Source organism: uncultured Acetobacterium sp. (genome assembly GCF_927416815.1).
GTDB lineage: Bacteria > Bacillota > Clostridia > Eubacteriales > Eubacteriaceae > Acetobacterium.
Map to the genome: position 1 here is coordinate 1 of NZ_CAKMJU010000124.1, position 22568 is coordinate 22568.

Below are 22568 nucleotides of genomic sequence, written 5' to 3' on the forward strand. Positions count from 1 at the left end.
AGCGCTATCGCATCGGTGATCGTCAGCAAGATACTGGCCAGCGAAATAAAGGCAATCGCAATCCACATCCGTCTGCCAATCGCTTCTTTAAAAAAAATCATCGCAATCACTGCGGTTGCCGCAATCTCAAAATTACCTAGCAGGGCAGCCGTACTGGAGTTGGTCAGGCTGATCCCGAGCAATAAAAAAATCGGCGCGGCAATATCCAGCAAAATCATTAAAATAACCCACGGCAGTTCTTTTTTTGTGAGTCTGGCTTCTTTAGATGCCAGTCGACGTTTTTTATTTAAAACTGTCAGGATGGTCATCCCGATTCCTGCCCCCAGATACAAAAGTGCTGCCAAAAACAGCGGCTCAATTTCTTCAAGCAGCAGTTTTGAAAAGGGCGCATTAATTCCAAATAGCAGCGCTGCCAAGATTGCATACACCACTGACCTGTTATTTTTCATCTGTTGCTACCTCCGCTGAGCTTATCGTTGTTTTGCTTATTCTAACATAATAATTCGTGTTTAAATTTTATTTTTGACCAGCCTGATAACTGAAAAAAGGATAAACATCAATAGGTTGATGACGACCACGCTGGCTCCGGTGGGAAATGAGAAAATAAAAGACAAAACAATTCCCGCCACAAAGCAAACCACCGATAAAATTGCCGAACTGATAACCACCTGTTTAAAGGTTTTAAACACGCGCATCGACGTTAACGCCGGAAAAATAATCAGGCTGGAAATCAGCAGTGCTCCCATCATCCGCATCCCCACAACAATCGTCATTGCCGTTAAAAGCGCAATCAAGGTATTGTAGCGACTTGCGCTTGTTCCGGTTGCCCGGGAAAAATTTTCATCAAAGGTGACCGCAAAAATTTTATTGTAAAACAGCACATACAGCAAAATCACGATAATCGAAACCCCAACACTGAGAATCACGTCGCTTTCACTCATCGCCAGGATACTCCCAAACATGTAATTGCTGGTATCAGCATTCATCCCTGATGTGTAGGAAATAATCATCACCCCAATAGCCAGCGCACTGCTAGAAATCAGCGCAATGGCAGCATCCCCTTTGATCCGGCTGCTCTCGCTAATGCGCAACAGCACAAAGGCGGCCGCCGCGACCACCGGTATCGCCACCTCCAACGGCGACAGATTTAAAGCCAACGCCAGCGCCAGCGCCCCAAACCCCACATGGGACAAGCCGTCGCCAATCATCGAATAACGCTTTAACACCAGGCTCACACCCAAAAGAGCGGCACACAGGGATACCAACCCACCCACAATCAGGGCTCTCACAACAAAGCCGTAGGACAATAACTGGGTCAGTAGCTCAATCATCGCTTCGCTCCCCCCTCATTCGCCGACACATTTCGGTTTTTAGATAGTCTGCTGTTGAACCAAAAAAGGACGTTTCGGTTTTTAAATGGAGTATTTTATTACTGTATTTGATGGCACTTTCAAGATCATGAGAAACCATCAGGACTGTCATGCCCTGGGTTTGGTTGAGTTTTGCTACCAGTTGATACAAGTCCGCTGTCATCAGCGGATCCAGACCTGAAACCGGCTCATCCATCAGTAGCAGTTTTTCAGTGGCACAAAGCGCTCGAGCTAACAGCACCCGCTGCTGCTGCCCGCCTGATAAGTCCTGATAAGATTTCTTTTTGATGTCAGTGATACTCAGCTGCTTGATCTTTTCAGCAGCCCGATTCTTTTCCGCGCGGGAGTAAAAGGGCAACAGTCCCCGACGGTTGAGACAGCCGGAGATCACCACCTCGGTGACACTCGCCGGAAAATCCCGCTGAATCATCGTCTGCTGGGGTAGATAGCCAATTTCATTTTGGCGGATGCCGTTAAAGCTAATGCTTCCTGCCTGGGGTTTGATCAGTCCTAGAAGACCCTTCACCAGGGTGCTTTTTCCGGATCCATTTTCGCCCACTATACAAAGGTAGTCACCCTGCTCCAGATCAAAACTCACCTTGGTTACCGCCTCTTGTCCATCATACCCGATTGTGACCCCTTCACAGGAAATTAACTTCATTGCTTGGTCAGCCCCTTTCGGAGACTTTCGGCATTTTGCTGCATAATTGTAACATAGGTTACGCCGGCATCGAAATCGTCCTTTGTCACATTATGGCCAGAATGAAGCAGGAGTAGCTGGGCTCCAGTTTGTTCACTGATGGCTTTGGCAATATTCTGATTACTGAGCTCAAGGTAATAAACATATTGGATGTTTTTTTCCTTAATGGTATTAATCAGATAGGCCAAGGTTCCGGCACTGGCCTCTGTTTCGCTACTACATCCCGGAAAGGCCGCCTGATATTCCAGACCAAATTGATCAAACAGGTAGCGAAACGGAAAACGATCCCCAAAAACAAGCAGCTTATTCGGAGATGATGCTACAATCGCAGCGATTTCCTCGTCCACGATCTCGATCTGAGCGGTATAATCGCTCGCATTTTTAGCATAGATATCCGCATTTTTGACATCCGCTTCGGCCAGAACCGCGGCTATTTCATTGACCATCAAGATGGCATTGTGGGGTGCGGTCCAGATATGTTGGTCATACTCAATTTCTTCCTCAGCTGATTCGTCTTGATCATCCGCATGAGAACCTTCTCCCGTCTCTGCTTGGGCTTGCATTCCTGCTACTGTTTCTTCTTCAACCGGCTTTACCGCATCCATCAGTCTAATAATTTTCATACCACTGACGTCGATGGAATCCAGAATCGTGCCAACCCAGGCATCGTTTTCGCCGCCAATGTAGATAAATACATCAGCCTCCTGGATTTTAATCATATCTGCCGGGGAGGGATCATAAGCATGCACTTCAGCCCCAGGTTTTACCAGCATCGTCAGCTCAGCCTGATCGCCAGCAATGGCTCTGGCAAAATCATATATCGGAAAAATTGTGGTGACAATCGTGATTTTTTGCGCGCTATCTGAATTTTTTGCTGCCGTATTTTGTGCACATCCTGTTACACCTACCACCAGAATCAGCAGTGAAACTAAAACAACCATCATTTTCTTCATCTTAATGCCTCCGTATGATTTTTTTTATCTGAACAGCTATTACATAATCCATAAAAAACTGTTTTGAATGTGTTAATGTCAAATCCGTGGCGGTTCAATACATGACTGTTAAGCTCTTTTAAGTAGCTGCATTCCAGATGAATCAGGGTTCCGCAATTTTCGCATTTCAGATGAAAATGTTCCTGGCAATGGGCTTCATCGCCAATATACTGAAAGCAGGCACTACTGACCCCATCGATGATGTATTTCTGCAACTCACCCTGTTCCACCAGCTTATCGAGATGCCGATAAATGGTGGTCACTCCCACCGGTGTCCCCTGCTTTTCTAAGAATTCAGCAATCATATTGACGGTAATATGCTGATTCTTTTTGGAAATTAAATATTTCAGAATGGTATCCTGTTGTTTTGTTTTATAAGAAACGGGTTTTCCCATTTTTCACCCCACAAAAATGAATTTGAAAATCATTTTCATATTACATCAAAATGATTGCGCTGTCAAAGCAATTTGAACATCATTTTCATATTGAACTTTTACTGTTTCGCAAATAAGGCTGTCCCTATTTGTTCTGTTAGATAAAACGCTATTCCGGATTTTTGTTAAAAAAGCACTAAAAAAAGAATGGCCACAACTATAAAAAGCCAATTGTTCAGCCTGATATTTTAGTCCGTAGGCAAACAATTGGCTTTTTTCTAACTCGTCTAATGTTTATTTACTTCCCCTGGTTAGTTCAAAGCCATGATCCAGCGGCCCGCTACCTTTTCCCAGATCCAGATTGGCAGACAATGCCCCGGACACGTAAGCCTTGGCCTTTTTTACCGCTACTTTTAGCTTGTCTCCGGCAGCAAGATTACAGGCAATCGCCGAGGACAGGGTGCAGCCTGTGCCATGAGTATTGGGATTGTCAATTTTTACGCCGGGAAACCAAACTTCTTCACTGCCGGTTTGATCTTGAATCAGCAAAAAATCATCAGCGCTTTCAAACAGATGACCACCCTTAATCAGAATGCTCCCGGCATAGCTTGCGGCGATTTTTTTAGCCGCTCTGACCATATCCAGCCGCGAATGAATACCAAATCCACACAGACATTCGGCCTCGGGAATATTGGGGGTGATCAAATCGGCCAGCGGCATCAGCTCGGTTTTTAAAGCTTCAATGCTGTCGTCACTCAACAGTCTGCCACCGCTGGTGGCCACCATCACCGGATCCAAGACAATATTTTTAGCCTGGTGTTGTTTAAGCTGGTTGGCAATACTGCTGATAATCTCAGCGCTGTAGACCATACCGATTTTAACCGCATCGGGAAAAATATCGGTAAAGACACAATCGATCTGATTTTCGACAAAGCTGCTCTCCAGCTCCGCAATCCCATATACCCCGGTGGTGTTTTGCGCCGTTAAGACGGTGATCACCGACATCCCATAGCTGCCATGGGCGATCATGGTTTTGATATCGGCCTGGATGCCTGCTCCACCGCTACAATCCGACCCAGCTATCGATAAGACTTTTTTCATCCTAGCAACTCCTTAAAACTGATAATCGTACAATTCGAACTGTTTTTAATCGCTTCCCAGTCTTCTTTTGAGGACTCATCAAAGACCCCGACAAGCTGGCAACCGGTCTTTCTGGCCGCTTGAATGCAGTATAGGGCATCTTCAAAAATAGCGATTTGCTGGGCTGGCAATTCCAGCTTTTCAATTGCCAGGTAATAAATCTCCGGCTGACTTTTAGGCAAACCAGCCATCCCGGAGGTGAGGATAAATTCAAAATGATCCAACAAGCCATATCGGTCTAACACCAATTCGGTCAGCGACTTATGGGTGGCGGTGAGGATCGCCATTTTTATGCCCTGTTTTAAAAACTGATCCAGGCTTTCCTTAACAAAGGGTTTTAAAGAAATGTGTTTGGCGTAGTTTTCCCGGATCATGTCATTGATTTGATCCCCCACCTGCTCTTCGGTCATTTTCACCCCGTAAACCTCAATAAAATAGCGGGCCGATTCGGCAAAGCTCATCGTTTTAATAATCACGTTTAAATCATCGGGGGGATTGATATCATGCTTTTTTAAGAACGCGCTGCCGATATTTTGCCAGGCCGGCATCGAATCAATTAATGTGCCATCGAGATCAAAGATCATTCCCGAAACATTCAACTCTGGATGGTTCATGGCCTTGTCATCGCTTCAGAAAGGCTTCGCAGCGCTTGAGTTGCACTGATGATATCTTGCTTAGAAAAGATCGCCGACACCAGTGCGACCCCGTCCACACCGGTTCCTGTTAAGCTAAGAATATTGCTTTCGTTGAGACCACCAATGGCCACTACCGGAATGGTCACCGCCTGACAGATTGCGGTGATGGTTTCAAAGGTCACCACCTCGGCGTCGGTTTTTGTGGCCGTGGCATAGATGGCTCCCACCCCGATATAATCAGCACCGTCGGCTTCGGCCTTTAGTGCCAGTTCCACCGTATCTGCCGAAACCCCGATGATTTTATCACCAAGCAGCTTTCTTAGCTCCCCGGCATCGAGATCATCCTGACCGACGTGAACCCCGTCAGCATCGACGGCCAGCGCGACATCCACGGCGTCATTAATAACAAAGGGAATATTGTAGGCATCGGTCAGTTTTTTTATGGCCCGGGCTTCCTTCACAAAGCTATCAAAATCGAGATTTTTTTCTCGCAGCTGGATAAAGGTGGCGCCCCCCTTTAAGCTTTCTTCAACCTGATCGGCCAAAGTTCGGTCACCCAGCCAACTGCGATCAGTTACCGCGTAAAGTCGCATTGACTGCTTATCGAGTTTCAAGCTTGATCCCTCCTTCTAGTGTTTGGGCATTCATCAAGCTCACCGCATCGATCAGGTAGGTGCGAAAGGATGCCGTTCCAGCCTGATTGGTCTGAACCTTTTCAAAAGCCAACTCCCCGCACAAGCCGATACAACTTACCGCCGCGGCGGTGGCCAGTAGCAAGTGGTCGGGATTGGCTCCGCAATAAGAGCCAATAACTGCGGTGAGCATGCAGCCAGTGCCCGTAATCAGCGACATCATCGGGTGTCCGTTGCGAATCACCAGCGCCTTCTGGCTGTCAGCGACAATGTCGATGGCACCAGTCATGGCAATGACGGCGCCAGTTTTCTCACTGAGAGCCTTGGCAAAAGCGATCATCTGATCGAGATTGTCTGTGTTCACCGCATCGCTGATATCAGCATCGACTCCTTTGGTGGTGCCACTGCCCTGATCGATGGTCTTAATTTCCGAAACATTGCCCCGGATAACGCTAAACTGGACTTCTTCTAGCAGCTTAAAAACGGTGCTGGTCCGTAACGTAGAAGCACCGGCACCGACCGGATCCAAAATCACTGGCCGACCCAGACGATTAGCTTTTTTGCCAGCCTTAATCATCGCCGCGACCGTCCGCTCATTGAGGGTTCCGATATTGATGACCAGGGCATTGCAAATGGAAATAATTTCTTCCACCTCATTAATATCATCGGCCATAATCGGTGCCCCGCCACAGGCCAGCATAATATTGGCACAGTCGTTGACCGTTACATAATTGGTGATGGAATGAACCAGCGGTGGGCAATTACTAACATTTTCTAAGATTTTTTTAAACATAATACCCTCACTTTCTCTACTGTGATGCATAAGATGCTAATCAAAACCATTGCTGGCAGGGTGACCCCGATATTAAAGTCAAATCCCATCAGGTAGCGATAAATAAACACCCCCGCAATCCAGATCACGGCATTCTTGATATCAATTAATTTGTTTTTATCAGCATGAATCCTTTTAAAGATAAAATAATCGGTCAGCAAAATGGCAAAGAGCGGTACAAAAACCGAGCCGATTAGATACAGAAAGCCCTGATACTGCTCGACCGGGGTGATGATCGCCAGAATAACGCCAATCACACAGGTTGCCAGAACCACCGTTTTCTCTTTGACCTTTGCGGTGATATTCATAAAGCTGATCCCGGCCGAATAAACATCCAGAAAAGCCGTCGTCGCTGTCGAAAAGACGATGATCATTAAGGCCACTACCCCCAGACCGATGGCCGCCAGCAGCACAAAGATATCGGTGACCCCAACATATAGGGCGGCACCCAAGCCAATAATATACATCCAGCAGCTGCCGGCAAAGTAACTGATCGAACTGATCAGCGCCCCTGATTTTTTCTTTTGCGAAAAACGGGTGTAGTCAGCAATCAGTGGCAGCCAGGAGATCGGCATAATGGCACTCAGCTCGACAGCACCACCAAAGGTCATGGTTCCTTCAATGGCAGTACTACTAGCTGCTCCGCCAAAGATCTGGAAGCTGAGAATAACCGAACCAACAAAGAGCAGCCCGACTGCCACAAAATTGAGTTTTTCCATGTTTCTAAATCCGGCCAGTACCCAACCGGAGATCACCGCTCCGATTAAAATGCACCACAGTATCGTATTTTGATAGTCAAACAGCTTGAGGGTTACCCCATCGATCGCTCTTGAAGCGGTAATCACCATCACTGCCGTCCAGCCGATCAGCTGCAGGATATTCATCACTGAAAAAAAATAGGAGCCGTATTTTCCGAATGAAATCCGCGAGGATTCAATCGATGCCAGCTTGCTCTGGGAGCCAATCACCCCGGCCAAAAAGAGAATCAGCGTTCCGATAATATGACCAATGATGATCGCCATCATCCCGTCTTTAAATCCCAATGGGGCAATCAGCGTTCCTGTCATGACCTCGGCAATCGAAATAGCGGCGCCAAACCATAATAGGCTCAGACTTCTGTTTGAAAGTTTGTTTTCATTTTGCATCGTTTTATTCCTTTCGTTTTAAGACTGCACCCCTACCTATAAAACACTTGTGGAATAAATCAATTGATCTGTTGCGATTCTCTCTTGTCCCAGTTTTTAAACAAAAAAAACTGTACACGAATGCACAGTAGATTTTCATGGGTTTCCTACGCCGGCATTATCCGTATCAGGTGCATGGGTCGAAGTAGCGATTTACTTCCTCTCAGCCTAATTGCATAAGCTCCCCAACTCTTTAATTGTGATAAAGATTATCATAAGGTCTGGTTTTTGTCAACCACGATTCTATCGCAAACCGCCTCTCTATCAAACGCTTCTTAGCGAGTAGCCGAAAATCTTAATTTAACTTAAACTTAACCCAATTCAAAGTTTGGCTAAAGGTTCACAGCCTAAGATATAGACACGAGATAAACATCTCCTCTTTTTCTTTTCATTCCTAATATAAAAAAGCAGTAGCGTCATCCGGATCTGCTGTTTTTTTATTTAGCGTTTTTTAAATATAGTCCGAGAAATAAACCTTTTCATTGGCGATAATCGTCTCCAAAAGAGTAACTGTTTTTTTGCTGGCTTCGATCCGTTCAATCTGTTGCAGGTAGGTCGGTCGTTTATAACCCAGCAACATACAAGTTAAGATACCAATTTCCAGTTTGATCCGATTCTCTGATGGTAAGTCAACCAGAACTGGGGCTTTTCCCTTGGCAAACGAAATCGTAAAGCTGCGATTGTTCCAATCCAAGACCGGATCAACAATGTCAAAGGTAATGGTTTCATTCAAATCGGTGTTGGCAAAGTGGTATTGTCCGATAAAGCCCTCAAAGTCAACAATTCGAGCCATAATATAGGGTCGGATGGTTTCTTTCATATCGCTATCTCCAAATAAAAACGATACCGTATGGTTGTTATAATTACTGCCAACGACCTCGTTAATCATCGATTCATGGGCGGCAATATAGCCCCACAGCCCCTTTCTGGCTTCCTGATTGAGATAGATCATCTCTTTGACCCGAAAGATGTCATTTTCAATCAGATAAACCAGATAGCCCAGCGGCCGATCATCGGTGCCGTAGTAAATGGCCACCGTAACATCTTCGACATCCCAGCGCCAGTATTCCTCCCAGACCAGTTGATTCCGAATCAGACAGCCATGGGTTTGTCTGGCAAAGGTATCGTGCAAAGCAATCAAATCGGGACTATTCTCCTTGACCCGTTTGACCCGTCCCGGTACATCAATATCGCGAGGCAGCTGATGATCGCGGATATGAAAGGTCATCTTATCGGAGACGACCTCCCAGCCCTTGTAACGATAGAGTGGGTGTGAATAAGGGAATAAAAAAGAAATACACTGCTTGCGTTCGTACATCGTTTCGAGGCTTTTTTTCATCAGCCCGGACATCAGACCTAAGCCCATATATTCCGGATAAGTGGCTACGCCGGTGATATAACCCATCTGATAAATACTGCCACTGATATTAACTTGCAGCGGGTAAACGGCGATCTGAGCCGCCAGCCGCCCATCTTCAAACCAGCCGATCACCTCCGCTTTTTCAAGAATCGGAAATTTCGACCGCTTAATTTCATCATGTTTCCAACCCACTTTTAACAGCTGTTCATCGGTCACCTGAAAGGCATACCGCAGAATATCATTAAACTGCGTTAAGTCTTTCGCTTCTAGCCGCCTTAGTTCCAGGTCTTTTTTTATTTCTTTATTCATCGCATCCTCCTTACCTCGGGTTTATTGTACTTAATCTTATCACTTTATACCCTAAATTTAAAAGTAGAATCTAGATAATTATGCTATACTATGACTTAAACTACAACTGAGGTATAAAAATGTTAAAAGAATCTGATATTACATTTATCCAGACGGTCTTGACCTTTTGGGATCATTTAAATCCAAATCAAAAAACCATGCTTTTGGAGAATACCATGCCGATAAGCTATAAACGGGGGGAAAACATTCACCGCGGCGAAAATGACTGCGTTGGTGTATTGCTGATCAAAAGCGGCGAATTGCGCACCTATATTTTATCAGAAGATGGCCGGGATATCACCCTTTATCGGCTGGGGTCAGATGAGATCTGTATCTTATCGGCTTCTTGTATCTTAGAAAATATTACCTTTGATGTTCATATTGATGCTGAAGCAGATTGTGAGGTACTCCTGCTTAAGTCCTCTATCTTTTCGCAGATCTGCAACGAAAATATTTATGCCGAAAATTTTTCTTATAAATCGATGATCGATCGTTTTTCGGATGTGATGTGGGCGATGCAACAGATTCTCTTTATGAGTTTTGATAAACGCCTGACCATCTTCCTATTGGATGAAGTTTCCCGAACCGGTTCAAACACAATTGTCATGACCCATGAGCAAGTGGCCAAATATGTTGGATCGGCTCGGGAAGTGGTTTCCCGCATGCTGAAATATTTTGAAAACGAAGGCTATGTGAACCTCTCGCGCGGTAAAATTGAAGTGATTGATAAGGTTCAATTAAAAGAAATTATTTAGCGGTTAAATTTTTTGTAACAAAACGATGCTCAAAATATTTTGAGGGTCGTTTTTTGGATACCTTCTTTTCTAAACTTTATCGACGCATTAATTTCGGCACCCAGCAAAAATATGATACTGCTTAAATAGATCCAGGTAAGTAAGGCAATGACGCCACCAAGGCTACCATAAACCGCTGCGTAATTACCGAGGTTGTCTGCATAAAACGAGAATGCCATCGATACGATGATCCAACTGATCGCAGCCGCTACTGCACCAGGCAGCACTTCTTTAAAGGTTAAGCGACAACTTGGGGCGCTGTAATAAAGCGATACGAAAACAATCATAATTGCGAAGATCGCAATGACAAATCTCAGAACATCCCAAATCATTAAGAATGTCTCCGAAAAGCCTAAAAAGCCAAAAACCTTTGAACCCAAAATGCCGCCAAAAACAATCAGGATCATTGAAGCGATGATAACAATGCTCAGCTCAAGTGTAATCACGAGTGAAACCAGACTCTTTTTCCAGAACGGCCTTGTTTCTTCCTGGTCATAGGCTCTGTTGACACCCCGGATGAGATAGCTGACCCCCGTGCTGGCTGACCATAGTGCCAATAATACCCCAAAGGTCAGTAAGGCACCGCTCCTGTTTTTAATCGTCTGCTCAATAATGGCACTAAGAATTTCGGACGCAGCTGTCGGCATTAAGGTATAAAATGGCTGAATCTGGCTTTGAAAATCGCCTAATGGAATAAAGCTAATCAGGGTAATTAAAAAAATCAAAAATGGGGCAATCGATAGCAGCAAAAAATAGGTGATTTGCGCACCCACTGAGCGTAGATCATCGTTTGTAAATCTGGCATACAGATCTTTAAGCAGTTTTATAAGATTATCTTTCTTCATGGTATTTCCTCTTAAAATAATCGCCGTTTCAAACATTGATTATTTTCTTTCTATCTTGATGATACTTGTTATATACCCAAAAACTCATCACAATTCTTTAAATAAGCGGCATTTTGATTAGACTAAATTAATATAAATAAATCCTGCAAAACCCTATTTCAAATGTTATATTGCCATAAGATCACTAAACCTTAAGGGGCTTTTAAGTCAAAATTGAAGGGGTGGAGAGTTATGCTATATACAATTGGAGATATCGCCAAAATGCTGGGAATATCAACCGAAGGGTTAAGGTACTACGAAGAATGTGGAATTATAACACCTAAAAAACGCAAAGGCTCGACTTATCGGTATTACGATACCTGGGATCTCCATCTTTTGGTTAGTGCCAGATCATATCGAAGCCTGGGCTTCTCCTTGCAGGAAACTGCCGAGATCATTAATTCCAATCAACCAATTGATATTTCTGGGATGCTTGATGCCAGGGAAAAAGAGCTGGAAGAAGCGATTCTTCTTAACCTGAACCTATTAAAAAGAAGCGCCCAAATAAGGACCATGTTTCAAGAGTATCAATCAATGGATTTCCGATACCGTATTGAAAATTCCCCCGGTTTCTACTCCATCAATATCCAGGATGAATACTCACTCAAGAACTCTCTGACTTCCTTAGCACTTTCTCATGAATGGCTCACCAAAATCCCATTTGTCTTTTCATGCATTTTTTTAGCCAAAGACGAGCTTGAAAAAGGCGGGGATGAATTTCGTGTCGGCCTCGGTATTGATGAAAAGTTTGCCCAGTTTCTAAAGGTCAAAGAAGATGATAATGTCAGATACTGCCCACCCCGGCGTTCAGTTTATACGACCTTACCGGCAAGTTCAGATATCATTTTTTCTTCTGCCAACCTATCAGAAGCTTTGGACTATATTAATTCCCAAGGATTGAAACTGGCAGATGATGCCTTCCTGATGGTATTCAACATTCACCTGGAAAAAGAAAACCGCCAAAGTGCCCACTGTGTCTGGCTACCGATAGAGGATTAAGAACATTCAAACGCATTGAGTAATTTAAAAAAGATGATTCGAATTTTTTTCTAAAATTCGAACCGTCTTTTTTTATTGGCATTACATTTTTTTGTGGAAGACCTAGCTTTTTCAGTCGTCTTAATCTTAATAGTTTTCTTAATTAATATAATTACAACTTGACTCTCAAGTCACTTGATGTTGTAAAATAAGAACATAACACTGATGCAGTTAAACATATAACATTGCCAAGCGGGATAATAAATGTTATTCATTTTACCTCCGTCCGGTTTTATACCCTACTTTATTAAATTTGTTTTTTTGATTAAAAACATGATAAAAGGAGAACAAAGTGGCTGGAATTAAATGGATTGTCTTAAAAATCAAGGGGTATTCACCTTATTCCGAATGGGATATTTTAAGGATATCGACAGCGAATAAAATTGCTAGTCAAAATAGCGCAAGTTTCACGTTTGCAACAGTCAAATGCCGCCAGAATAAATGATATATAAATCTAACCTTAGTAAAGAAAGTGCCCTGGCATTATTTGTAGTATATGAAAAAAAACGGTCTTCTGAGATAAGGAATCATTTAGTTGAAACTTATCTCTACCTCGCTAAAATTCTTTCACAAAAATACAGGTATAAAAACGGCGATAATGAAGATGTTTTTCAGGTAGCCTGCATCGGTTTAATGTATGCAGTGGATCGCTTTGATCCAGATCGCGGCTTTACGTTCGAAACCTTTGCTACGCCGACCATCCTGGGCGAAATTAAACGCTATTATCGCGATAAAGAAACGCTGATTCGTATTCCAAGAAAAATTCAGGAGTTGAACCACAAAGTGAATCAAACGCAAGTTCTGCTTGAGCAAAAAAATATGCGTTCACCGACGATATCTGAAATCTCCGATTATTTGGACGTTTCCGAAGAAAACATCATCGCTGCGATGGAGAGTAATCATGCTCATTATCCGATGTCGCTCAACGTTGAACTGGATACCAGTAATGATGATAATCTCTCTCTGATGGATTTATTGGGTACGACCGACGATGATTTGGAACATGTCGAGAATATCGATGCCATCCAGAGAATCAGTGAGGCTTTTACACCCGTGGAAAAAATCGTCATTGAACAACGGTTTTTGAGACAGAAAACCCAAAAGGAAGTTGCCCTATTTTTAGAGCGATCTCAAATGACCGTCTCACGACTGGAAAATACCATCAAACAGAAAATCAAGACCGCTTTTTAAAGTACCGGAATATAACATATCAATGGTATCGCGCTGCTATAACATAAGTGTTTCGATAATCTGCTGCTTGTTTTTCTTCATTTATAATTAAAGAGCAACAGCGAAGGCTGTTGCTCTTTGTTGTAGCTATTCTGCTACTAAATCTAAAATATCTGCCTTGGATTTTGCTCCCACTGATTTTTTCACTACCACGCCACCTTTGACTACTGCCAATGTCGGGATGCTCATGACCTTGAATTCAGCGGCTAATTCCTGTTGTTCATCGACGTTAATTTTTCCGACCTTTAAGGTGAATACTTCATCAGAAATTTCGTCGATGATCGGCGATACCATTTTACAGGGACCACACCATGGTGCCCAAAAGTCTAATAATACCGGTTTGTCTGAATTAATCACTTCTTGTTGAAAATTTTCTTTTGTAATTGTTACTGCACTCATATCTATAATCTCCTTAATCGTTAATTTGTATACTTTTATTATAACCATTACTGATTAAAACTCCGTAACTTGATCACACAATTCGCAAATTTTATTAAAGTTGTTTAACTACGGAATTTCGTGACTATTTCCCTGATATTTCTTTTTTCTTTTACTGTCGCAGTTCAAATTGCTATTTTCTTTCTACTGCCACTCTAAAAAATTTTAAACACTGTTTTTTCAATGCCTTCTTTTCTGAACTTTAGCGACGCATTGATTTCAGCACCCAGCAAAAATATGATACTGCTCAAATAGATCCAGGTAAGTAAGGCAATTACGCTACCAAGGCTACCATAAACCGCCGCGTAGTTGCCCAGATTGTCAGCATAAAATGAAAATGCCATCGATACGATGATCCAGCAGAAAGAGGCCGTAATCGTACCAGGAAGCACCTCTTTAAGCGTTAATCGACAGCTTGGGGCATTATAATAGAGGGATATAAAAACAATCATAATTGCGAATATGGCAATGACAAATCTAAGATAACCCCAAATCATTAAAAATGTTTCCGAAACGCCAAAAAAGCCAAAAACCTTTGAACCCAGAATGCCGCCTAATACAATCAGGATCATCGAAGCAATGATCACCGTGCTCAGTTCAAGCGTAATCACTAATGACACCAGACTTTTCTTCCAGAAAGGCCTTGTTTCTTCCTGGTCATAGGCTTTGTTGACACCACGCATGAGATAGCTGACTCCAGTGCTGGCTGACCATAATCCGAATAAAATCCCAAAGACCAGTAAAGCACTGCTTCTGTTTTTAACAGTCTGATCAAAGATCGAACTGAGAATCTCGTACACCTCTGTGGGCATTATCGCATAAAGAGGCTCAAACTGGCTTTGAAAATCCCCCAGTGGAATAAACGTAATCAGGGTGATTAAAAAGATCAAAAACGGAGCAATCGATAGGAGCAAAAAATAAGATATTTGTGCGCCCACGGAGATTAGATCATCGTTTAAAAATCTGACATAGAGATCTTTAAACAGTTTAATGAGGTTATCTTTCTTCATCGAACCACCTCCTAAAAATGATCGTCCTTTAAATTTTGTTTTTTCTTTTTTATTTGATGCTATCATTGGCTGCTTTTAGCATCTCACCGGCTGATCTTTCAAAGACACCAACCCAAAAGGGGCGTCAAAAAAAGCCGTCAATTTAACTATTACTTTGTCCATATGGCGTTCCTCCTAAAAATAGTGACAAAGAACGGACAACCTTAGGAGGCAGGTTACTGACAGGATGATCCTGCGTCTGGACTACCAACCAGAACTGTGTTTTATCTTATGCTGTTATTATAACACGATGGCCGGAATGATCAAGTCAACACTTGATCATTCCGGCCGTTTTCTAAAAATTTACTTTGGTATTTTTCCATAGGCACCAAAATCTTTTACCATCTGGTCATAGACCTTGGTTCCCAGCAGGGTTTCATATATTTCATCGGCTTTTTTAGCTGGGTCAACATCATTAAATTTTTCTGGATACAAGACTGTTCCCATATAATAAGCATCTGCTATTGCTGTGTCTAAATTGGTAGTATAGGAATTGTATGGTAATATCATATAAACCTGGTCTGTTTTAAAAGCTTCCAGGGCAGCATAGTAATCTGGGTTAGCCATCATATCTTCTTTCACCTTAACCAAACCGCCATGATCAAGGAAAATAACCGTAGGGTTCCATTTGATCAATTGTTCCTTGTCAATCATCAAACCCCCGTTTTTTCCGGTTTCATCAACGACGTTTACTGCATTGATTGCGTTAAATAATGAATAGTTACCCTGGGTACTGACAATTCCCTGGGCACCTTTTGAGCCCAAACCGCCTACATAAGTAGTTGCTTTGGCAGCCTGATCAACCCCCTCGGTTCGTTTATTCAAGTCTGCTTGACACTCTTTAAGATAAGCCACAGCTGCTGTTGATTTTTTGGTATCACCCATTACTTCACCAATTTTTTCCATCGATGAATAAATGGCATCTCCAAAAACACCTTCAGTTCCATAACTTAATGCTACCACTGGAATACCAGTTTTGGACTGCAACTCATCGGCTGCCGCAGCATCGCCAGCATAGGTGGTAAAGATTACATCGGGTTCAACCTTAAGTAATTGTTCCGGATCTGGTGCATTATTTGGACCACCGGCGCCAATGGTTGGTAAATCAGCAAACTGCGGATTTGCGATAGCATAGGGTCTACCAGCACTATCACTTTTTTCGATTTCTTCAACCCCAACCAATTTTTCGGTATCGGCCACATAAGCATACAAGCGTAGTGCCCCCGCTCCAATAGCCACCGCTTTTTCCGGTGTGCTTTCAAACTCTACCGTTCGTCCCAGGCTATCAGTGATACTGATCTTTTCATCTGTTTTTGAAGTGTTTGACCCCTGGGCTGAACACCCCACCACCATGATGACCAAAGAAATGGTCATCAGCAACACAAGCATTCGTTTTCTTTTCACTCTTTTCTCCTTCGTTTTTTAAATTGGAACCACAACTGCACGGTTGTTAAGCTGTTCAACCGATACGTCTACCCCGTATACCTGTTTTATGTTTGCTTCGGTAATAACCTCCTGTCCGCCGGCAGCATAGATAGCCCCGTTTTTTAATAAGATATACTGATCGGCAAAACGCAATGCCAAATTCAGATCATGAATGGTCACCACTGCGGTGATGTTTTTAAGACTGGCAATTTCCTTGATCAGTTGGAGCACCTCCAATTGATTTTTTAGATCCAGGCTGCTAGTCGGCTCATCCAGCATCAGCACATCGGTTTCCTGGGCCAGTGCCCGACCGATTAACACCTTCTGATATTCCCCGCCACTTAACTCATCGACATTTTTCAATGCGAATTTTTCCAGATTTAACATCTTAATGGTTTCGTTTACAATATTCAGATCCTTCTTGCCTACATCCCATTTGATATAAGGTTTTCTACCAATCAGAATCGAATCAAAAACTGTCGTGGTTGTACTTTGATTACTCTGCGAAACATAGGCTACTTTCTGAGCCAGTTCAATCTGCTTAAAGCCCTTGATATTTTCCTGATCGATTAAAACGTTCCCTCCCTGAGGCTTCAAAATTTTATTAATACACTTAAGCAGGGTCGATTTTCCGGCTCCATTTGTTCCTAGTATCGCCAGACATTGCCCTCGCTTCATCGAAAAAGAGATCCCTTTTAAGACGTTTTGACAGGGATAGTCAAAAGCCAATCCTTCAACTTGTAAATTCAATGACGTTTACCTCCTTTAAGTAAGAGATACAAAAACAGCGGTGCTCCCAGAAACGATGTCACTGCTCCCACCGGCAGTATAATGGGGGAAATAATGGTTCGGGCAAAGGTATCCGAGACCAACAATAAAAGTGCCCCCATTAGGGCAGAAATGGGAATCAGAAAGCGATGATCCCCGCCGATTAAGCGTCGCACCATCTGTGGAGCCACCAAACCAATAAACCCGATCACACCAAGAAATGACACCGTCACTGCGGTAATCATCGATGACACCAGCATCCCGCCAAACCGGGTTTGCTCGACATTAACCCCCAGGCTTTTAGCGGCATCGGCACCCGTATCAAGGGCATTATAATCCCAACGCTTCATCATAAAGTAGATCATCGAAAGACCCACCACTACAGCCAAAATATAAACCTCCGTCCAGCCAGCCCGACCGAGGTCGCCAAAAGTCCAGAAGACAGCGGCAGCAATCTGCACCGATTCAGCAAAATACTGAATCAAGGTGGTTCCTGCTCCAAAAAGAGAGCTTAGCGCCACCCCGGCCAAGACGATCGATTCCGGTGAAAAACTGCGCATTCGAGCTAGCAGCAGAATCACCATGGTGGCTCCCATAGAAAAGACAAAGGCGAAAATCGTTACCAGATACGGGTTATTGACAATAATCGGTTGAGCTGCTGAACTTTGCATGGTACCAGCACCCAATACAATAATAGCAATGTTGGCACCAAAGGCGGCCGCACTGGAAATTCCCAAGGTAGAGGGCGATGCCAACGGATTTCTTAAGTTATTTTGCATCACACATCCGGCCACCGCCAAACCAGCGCCGGCAATGACCGCGGCCAGAACTCGAGGCAAACGAATCCGCCATACCACTACACTGGAAATTTCGGTGCCGATACGCATCAGGGTTTTGATAATGTCGGTGGGGTCCAGTTCGATGGCTCCGCTATTCATCGCAAAAATCGCTACCACCAGCAACAAAGTGCAAAGAATGAGAATCAGCATGATTTTTTTACTGGTAAATTTCTGGTATAATTCGAGGCTGTCGCCCTCCACCTCAATCACAGCACTTGGTTTTTTTAGCATCTTTATCTCCCGTTTATTTGATCAGCCTGAACCGACCACAACAATTGACCGCTTTTGGAATAGTTGACATCTTTGATCTGTCCGGCTTCGCTTTTCTTCTTAAGATACTCGCGAATCGCCTGTTTGGTTTGCTCATCGGTAGCTCTTAACATATGGGTATAATAATTGGCAGCTTTCTCCAGTTCCCAAACACTTTCCCGCTGATTCTCGCTGTGTCTAAACTCCGCAAAATAGCCCATATCCCAGAGAATATTAAAGGCATAATATAAGGTGTTCCGGTAATCTGCGGCGCGGTTTTCTTTATGCAGAGCCACTCGTAATTCATTTCCAATTTTATCTTCTTTGATCAGGTGTCCACTCATAAAACAATAGCCTTTAGAGGCCTGATTCATTTTTCTTAATTCTTCCGGGCCACTAATGGCTGGGCTCATGGAAGCAAAAACCAGATCAAAATAGCCTTCCCATCCTTCGGCAGCCAGATCCGCTGTCTCCCAGGGCAGTACCTTGAAGGTAAAATGATCGACATTTAAACTAGCGGTGTTCTCCTTGGTAAAATCGATCATATTGGGCGAAATATCAATTCCCACGACCTCACAACCGATTCTTAGGAATTCTTTGGAATAGCGACCAGCACCGCAGCCGATGTCAAGCACTCTGGCTCCCGGAAAAATGGCTCCCTTGCTTTTTAAAAGCAGCAGCACCGGATCGTCAACCATTTCCCTCTTCCCAATTTCATTAAATTCCGATGCCCGATCGTCCCAAAATTGCTTGCTCTCATTTAAATCCGTCTTTTTCTTACTATCAATCCATTTTTCCTCAAAGTTCATCACTTCTCCTTTTTTTGTTTTATAATTTTTACTAACCTATTTTTTAATTGCCCACTTTGAACACATAAAAAAAAGAGCTTCTTTTATAAATAAAAGAAACCCTTCCCATCTCAAGGTATTCCAAATCAAGCTACCAATCGTCCCCTGGTATTATCTCTATATCAAGGCAGGTCTCCTGACTAACAGTTCATCCTATTCTCACCTTCCCAGGCTTTAGCCCAGTGGTTTATTAAGAATTCGTCCCTGTTCACAGTGGTGGGTCCGTGCTTTTTAAGCTTCCCTATTCTCCGATCGTTATGATCGGCACCTTGAATTATTCACTTTTTGATGTCGATTATAGTCCGCATTTAGATAAATTCGTTATGCCAAACTAAAACCTAATTTAAATTTTATTCGTGTCATCAAACACTTTTTATTTTTTTGACATAATACCATTATAATTCTTTGATGTCAACTACAAAACGCTATATCCTGATCTGTTTATAAGAACTTTATTTGTGAAAAATCAATACAACCATCGTCGCTGACCATTTTTGAATCGGCGTGAACATATTCAATTTTTCCGACAAACATTTCATGCGAACCGGTGACAATGGAGTCTACAATCGTGCATTCAATATTAACCGGGCAATCCGATAAAATTGGAGCATTGACAAATTTAGCTTCTTCTAGATTGACCTTCATCACGGCCAGCTTATCCTCGTCCCGTTTGCTGTGACTGCCCAGATATTTAAAGGTTTCTTCATAGGCCTGATCAACTAGATTCACCACAAAACAACCGGATTCTTTGATCAAATGATACGAATACCGGGAGGGGACAATCCCGACCATAACCATCGGCGGATCATAACTGCAGTTTCCGCAATAGCCAACCGCCAGGGCATTGTTTTCGCCATTTAAGCCCCGACAGGATACCAACACCTTGGCCATTGGATTCAAACACGACTTCATATTTCCTTTTGCTTTACTCATAAATTCTCCTCGTTTTTTTACTTTTAAAGACTAACTCGACTGCCGGTAGCCAGATAGTTGACCTGTTCTCCCAGCATCGTTCTTAGAATTTGATAGGGCTCTTTCCCAGTACAATGGCAGGTGTAATAAACTGCCTCTGTCTTTTTAAGGGCGTTGCCAATTTCCTCAATCAATTCTTTTGCCTCCGGTTTTTTTTGGGAGCGATTATAAAGATGAAAGCCGCCAATGACAACCGTCGGCTGCAGATCGTAGTTTATCGCCATATGATCAAGAATATTGACAATGCCCCGATGGGCACAGCCTGCCACCAACACCAGCTGATTTTTTTCGCGGATGATCAGGTTCTGTTCATGACAAAAATCATCTGCCATCAGTTGCCCATCTTTTTCCATCAGCAGGTCAGCGTTGGCGGTGGAGCGGCAGCGTTGACCCTGAACATTTGCAAAAATACATAATTCATCATCAATCACGAAATCATTCGCCAAAAAGATAAAGCGCGGGTTGCAAAACAGTTCCTGATCCAAGCCAATATAAGCCTGACCATTTGCACGTTTAGAAAAATGATTTTCAAATGCTTGACCATTGAGATAGATAGCCGCCTTGTCATTGATCTCCATAAATGTTTTTAAACCGCCGCCATGATCATAATGGCCATGGCTGATGATCAGGGTATCCACTTCTGAAAGGTCAACCCCCAGTTTTTCGGCATTTTCGGCAAACAAACTGCTGGCCCCGACATCAAATAACAGTTTATGGGTTTCGGTTTCAATGTAAAGGCTCAATCCATGTTCGCTTCTGAATTCTTCTGATACTGATGTGTTTTCAGCCAATGTTACAATTTTCATTTAGCCACCCTCAGCCCTTTATTTTTAGCTTTTGTTTGCTGCTGTCTGATCCTCAGCCGTTTCTAAGTCTGCCTGATCCGTCACCGGTGCGTTTTTGTTAATCACTTTCTTCTTACTTCGTCCGCAGCCACAGCCTTTTCCAAACCCATATGCGTTTATTCCCGAACATCGTCCTAACCCTTTTCCACTGCCGGAACCCCGACCATGTGGTCCGGTTCGATCTCTTCCTGGCATTTTAAAGCCTCCTTGATATTATTAATATATGTTACTTATACTATTATTATATGTTTTTTCAAACATATGTCAATAACTATTTTGATTTCTGAGCAACTCATTCAAACTGCGCCTGATACATCTGCCAATAACTGCCGCCCTTCGCCATCAGTTCTTCGTGGGTTCCCTGTTCCACCACATCACCCTGATCCACTACCAGAATCAAGTCAGCATTCTGGATCGTTGACAACCGATGAGCAATGACAAAACAGGTTTTATCTTTCATCAGATGACGCATGGCCTCCTGGATCTTTTTCTCGGTGCGAGTATCGACGTTGGAAGTGGCCTCATCGAGGATCAGCATTTTGGCATTTAACAACATCGCCCGAGCAATCGTCAAGAGCTGCTTCTGGCCCTTGGAAATATTGGTTCCTTCATCACTCAAAATAGTTTCATAGCCATGGGGCAGATGCTCAATAAACGAATGAATGCGGGCAGCTTTGGCCGCCTGCACCACCTCGGCCATTGTGGCATTCTCTTTACCATAAGTCAGGTTTTCATAAATCGTACCATGAAAAATCCAGGTATCTTGAAGCACCATAGCAAAGGATTTTCTCAGACTGTCCCGGGTCAGTTCCTGGACCTCATTACCATCGACATAAATATTCCCGGCGTCAGTATCATAAAAGCGCATCAACAGATTAATAATGGTGGTTTTCCCGGCCCCGGTCGGACCGACGATAGCAATCAGCTTGCCCGCCTCAGCCGTTAGACTTAAGTTTTTGATTATCACCTGATTGGCATCATAGCTAAACCGGATATTTTTAAGCACGATATCACCATTTACATTGGTCAGCTCGGTCATCTTTTTTGTATCCTTGGCCTCAGACAGTTCATTCAGTAAGGCGAAGACCCGTTCAGCCGCTGCTAGCGATGATTGCAGATCATTCATGATATTGGCCATTTCATTAATCGGCCCGGAAAATTTTCGGGAGTACAGCACAAAGGAAGAAATTTGCCCAATTGACATCGTTCCGGCCAGATATAGTAGCGCGCCAAAGACACTGATGCAGGCCAAGGACAGGTTGTTAATAAAATTAATGGTAGGAAAAATCATACTGCCGTAGTATTCGGCCTGATAGTTGGCCTCCACGGCTTCTTTATTCTTAACATTGAATTTCGCAATGGTATTTTCTTCCTGGTCATATATTTTTAAGGTTTTTTGTCCCGACACCATTTCCTCGACAAAGCCATTGAGCTCGCCCAATTTTCGGGATCGCCGCCTAAACAGGGGGCGGGTTCTAGTAATCAGGTAGCGCGACATAAAGATTGAGGCTGGTACCGTAAAAGCAAAAACAAGCACCAGTTTGGGCGAGATCGCCAGCATCATCAAAAAGGAGCCCAGGACGGTGATGATTGCCGAGGCTACCTGGATCAAATCACTAGAA

Annotated in this window: 26 protein-coding genes and 2 riboswitches; of the genes, 4 read left to right on the forward strand and 22 right to left on the reverse strand. The window is 43.4% G+C overall.

What is annotated here, in order from left to right:
• From QZ998_RS15190 to QZ998_RS15240, 11 genes are all read right to left on the reverse strand, one after another.
• Window positions 1-449, reverse strand: a 449-nt coding sequence (locus QZ998_RS15190; RefSeq protein WP_296561686.1) for a DMT family transporter, incomplete at its 3' end; no start/stop codon positions are given.
• Between the two features lie 60 nt (window positions 450-509).
• Window positions 510-1331, reverse strand: coding sequence for a metal ABC transporter permease (locus tag QZ998_RS15195; protein ID WP_296561687.1), 822 nt, complete (start codon window positions 1329-1331; stop codon window positions 510-512).
• Window positions 1324-2031 carry a metal ABC transporter ATP-binding protein gene (locus tag QZ998_RS15200; protein ID WP_296561688.1) on the reverse strand — a complete coding sequence of 236 codons (708 nt, stop codon included), beginning with the start codon at window positions 2029-2031 and terminating at the stop codon, window positions 1324-1326. The genes QZ998_RS15195 and QZ998_RS15200 overlap by 8 nt, the downstream gene beginning before the upstream one ends.
• A complete protein-coding gene (locus tag QZ998_RS15205) occupies window positions 2028-3023 on the reverse strand; it encodes a metal ABC transporter substrate-binding protein (protein WP_296561689.1) in 996 nt (331 codons plus the stop codon). The genes QZ998_RS15200 and QZ998_RS15205 overlap by 4 nt, the downstream gene beginning before the upstream one ends.
• A complete protein-coding gene (locus QZ998_RS15210) occupies window positions 3020-3457 on the reverse strand; it encodes a transcriptional repressor (RefSeq protein WP_296561690.1) in 438 nt (145 codons plus the stop codon). Before QZ998_RS15210 ends, QZ998_RS15205 begins: the two co-directional genes overlap by 4 nt.
• 273 nt (window positions 3458-3730) lie before the next feature.
• Entirely contained in the window at window positions 3731-4537 is an 807-nt protein-coding gene (gene thiD, locus QZ998_RS15215; protein ID WP_296561691.1) for a bifunctional hydroxymethylpyrimidine kinase/phosphomethylpyrimidine kinase, read from the reverse strand.
• Window positions 4534-5190, reverse strand: a complete 657-nt coding sequence (locus tag QZ998_RS15220) for an HAD family phosphatase (RefSeq protein WP_296561692.1) — start codon at window positions 5188-5190, stop codon at window positions 4534-4536. Before QZ998_RS15220 ends, thiD begins: the two co-directional genes overlap by 4 nt.
• Window positions 5187-5825: a thiamine phosphate synthase gene (gene thiE / locus QZ998_RS15225; RefSeq protein WP_296561693.1), complete on the reverse strand. Its 639-nt coding sequence runs from the start codon at window positions 5823-5825 to the stop codon at window positions 5187-5189. The genes QZ998_RS15220 and thiE overlap by 4 nt, the downstream gene beginning before the upstream one ends.
• Window positions 5812-6636, reverse strand: a complete 825-nt coding sequence (gene thiM / locus QZ998_RS15230; RefSeq protein WP_296561694.1) for a hydroxyethylthiazole kinase — start codon at window positions 6634-6636, stop codon at window positions 5812-5814. Before thiM ends, thiE begins: the two co-directional genes overlap by 14 nt.
• Entirely contained in the window at window positions 6618-7820 is a 1203-nt protein-coding gene (gene cytX / locus QZ998_RS15235; RefSeq protein WP_296561695.1) for a putative hydroxymethylpyrimidine transporter CytX, read from the reverse strand. The genes thiM and cytX overlap by 19 nt, the downstream gene beginning before the upstream one ends.
• Before the next feature lie 126 nt (window positions 7821-7946).
• Window positions 7947-8057: riboswitch (TPP riboswitch) on the reverse strand.
• Window positions 8058-8310: 253 nt separating this feature from the next.
• Window positions 8311-9528 (reverse strand): GNAT family N-acetyltransferase, encoded by a 1218-nt coding sequence (locus QZ998_RS15240; RefSeq protein ID WP_296561696.1) that lies wholly within the window; start codon window positions 9526-9528, stop codon window positions 8311-8313.
• A 119-nt stretch (window positions 9529-9647) separates the two neighbouring features.
• Here QZ998_RS15240 and QZ998_RS15245 point away from each other — a divergent pair, with 119 nt between their 5' ends.
• Complete coding sequence (locus QZ998_RS15245; protein ID WP_296561697.1) at window positions 9648-10322, forward strand: Crp/Fnr family transcriptional regulator; 675 nt, start codon at window positions 9648-9650, stop codon at window positions 10320-10322.
• A 29-nt stretch (window positions 10323-10351) separates the two neighbouring features.
• Here the strand turns inward: QZ998_RS15245 and QZ998_RS15250 are convergent, their stop codons facing one another.
• On the reverse strand, window positions 10352-11206 hold the full coding sequence (locus tag QZ998_RS15250) for a YihY/virulence factor BrkB family protein (protein WP_296561698.1): 855 nt from the start codon (window positions 11204-11206) through the stop codon (window positions 10352-10354).
• Window positions 11207-11437: 231 nt separating this feature from the next.
• On the opposite strand from QZ998_RS15250, the gene QZ998_RS15255 reads away from it, so the two are divergent.
• The 3 genes from QZ998_RS15255 to QZ998_RS15265 all read left to right on the forward strand — a co-directional run bounded on the left by QZ998_RS15255 (window position 11438) and on the right by QZ998_RS15265 (window position 13474).
• Complete coding sequence (locus tag QZ998_RS15255; protein ID WP_296561699.1) at window positions 11438-12244, forward strand: MerR family transcriptional regulator; 807 nt, start codon at window positions 11438-11440, stop codon at window positions 12242-12244.
• Between the two features lie 331 nt (window positions 12245-12575).
• Entirely contained in the window at window positions 12576-12728 is a 153-nt protein-coding gene (locus QZ998_RS15260) for a hypothetical protein (protein WP_296561700.1), read from the forward strand.
• A complete protein-coding gene (locus tag QZ998_RS15265) occupies window positions 12725-13474 on the forward strand; it encodes a sigma-70 family RNA polymerase sigma factor (RefSeq protein WP_296561701.1) in 750 nt (249 codons plus the stop codon). Before QZ998_RS15260 ends, QZ998_RS15265 begins: the two co-directional genes overlap by 4 nt.
• A 126-nt stretch (window positions 13475-13600) precedes the next feature.
• Here QZ998_RS15265 and trxA read toward each other — a convergent pair whose 3' ends face one another.
• The 10 genes from trxA to QZ998_RS15315 form a co-directional block, all read right to left on the reverse strand.
• Window positions 13601-13912: a thioredoxin gene (gene trxA, locus QZ998_RS15270; RefSeq protein ID WP_296561702.1), complete on the reverse strand. Its 312-nt coding sequence runs from the start codon at window positions 13910-13912 to the stop codon at window positions 13601-13603.
• Window positions 13913-14106: 194 nt separating this feature from the next.
• Window positions 14107-14961: a YihY/virulence factor BrkB family protein gene (locus QZ998_RS15275; RefSeq protein ID WP_296561703.1), complete on the reverse strand. Its 855-nt coding sequence runs from the start codon at window positions 14959-14961 to the stop codon at window positions 14107-14109.
• A gap of 342 nt (window positions 14962-15303) precedes the next feature.
• Window positions 15304-16404, reverse strand: a complete 1101-nt coding sequence (locus tag QZ998_RS15280) for an iron ABC transporter substrate-binding protein (protein WP_296561704.1) — start codon at window positions 16402-16404, stop codon at window positions 15304-15306.
• An 18-nt stretch (window positions 16405-16422) separates the two neighbouring features.
• Window positions 16423-17175, reverse strand: coding sequence for an ABC transporter ATP-binding protein (locus QZ998_RS15285; protein ID WP_296561705.1), 753 nt, complete (start codon window positions 17173-17175; stop codon window positions 16423-16425).
• Window positions 17172-18263 (reverse strand): iron ABC transporter permease, encoded by a 1092-nt coding sequence (locus QZ998_RS15290; protein WP_296561706.1) that lies wholly within the window; start codon window positions 18261-18263, stop codon window positions 17172-17174. The genes QZ998_RS15285 and QZ998_RS15290 overlap by 4 nt, the downstream gene beginning before the upstream one ends.
• Before the next feature lie 2 nt (window positions 18264-18265).
• A complete protein-coding gene (locus tag QZ998_RS15295; protein ID WP_296561707.1) occupies window positions 18266-19090 on the reverse strand; it encodes a class I SAM-dependent methyltransferase in 825 nt (274 codons plus the stop codon).
• A gap of 147 nt (window positions 19091-19237) precedes the next feature.
• Window positions 19238-19416, reverse strand: a riboswitch (cobalamin riboswitch).
• 154 nt (window positions 19417-19570) lie between these two features.
• Window positions 19571-20062, reverse strand: coding sequence for a flavin reductase family protein (locus tag QZ998_RS15300; protein WP_296561708.1), 492 nt, complete (start codon window positions 20060-20062; stop codon window positions 19571-19573).
• 23 nt (window positions 20063-20085) lie between these two features.
• Window positions 20086-20907 (reverse strand): MBL fold metallo-hydrolase, encoded by an 822-nt coding sequence (locus QZ998_RS15305; RefSeq protein WP_296561709.1) that lies wholly within the window; start codon window positions 20905-20907, stop codon window positions 20086-20088.
• A gap of 24 nt (window positions 20908-20931) precedes the next feature.
• Complete coding sequence (locus QZ998_RS15310) at window positions 20932-21141, reverse strand: DUF5320 domain-containing protein (protein WP_296561710.1); 210 nt, start codon at window positions 21139-21141, stop codon at window positions 20932-20934.
• A gap of 97 nt (window positions 21142-21238) precedes the next feature.
• Window positions 21239-22568 (reverse strand): ABC transporter ATP-binding protein (locus tag QZ998_RS15315; protein ID WP_296561711.1); only part of this gene is annotated, 1330 nt, incomplete at its 5' end.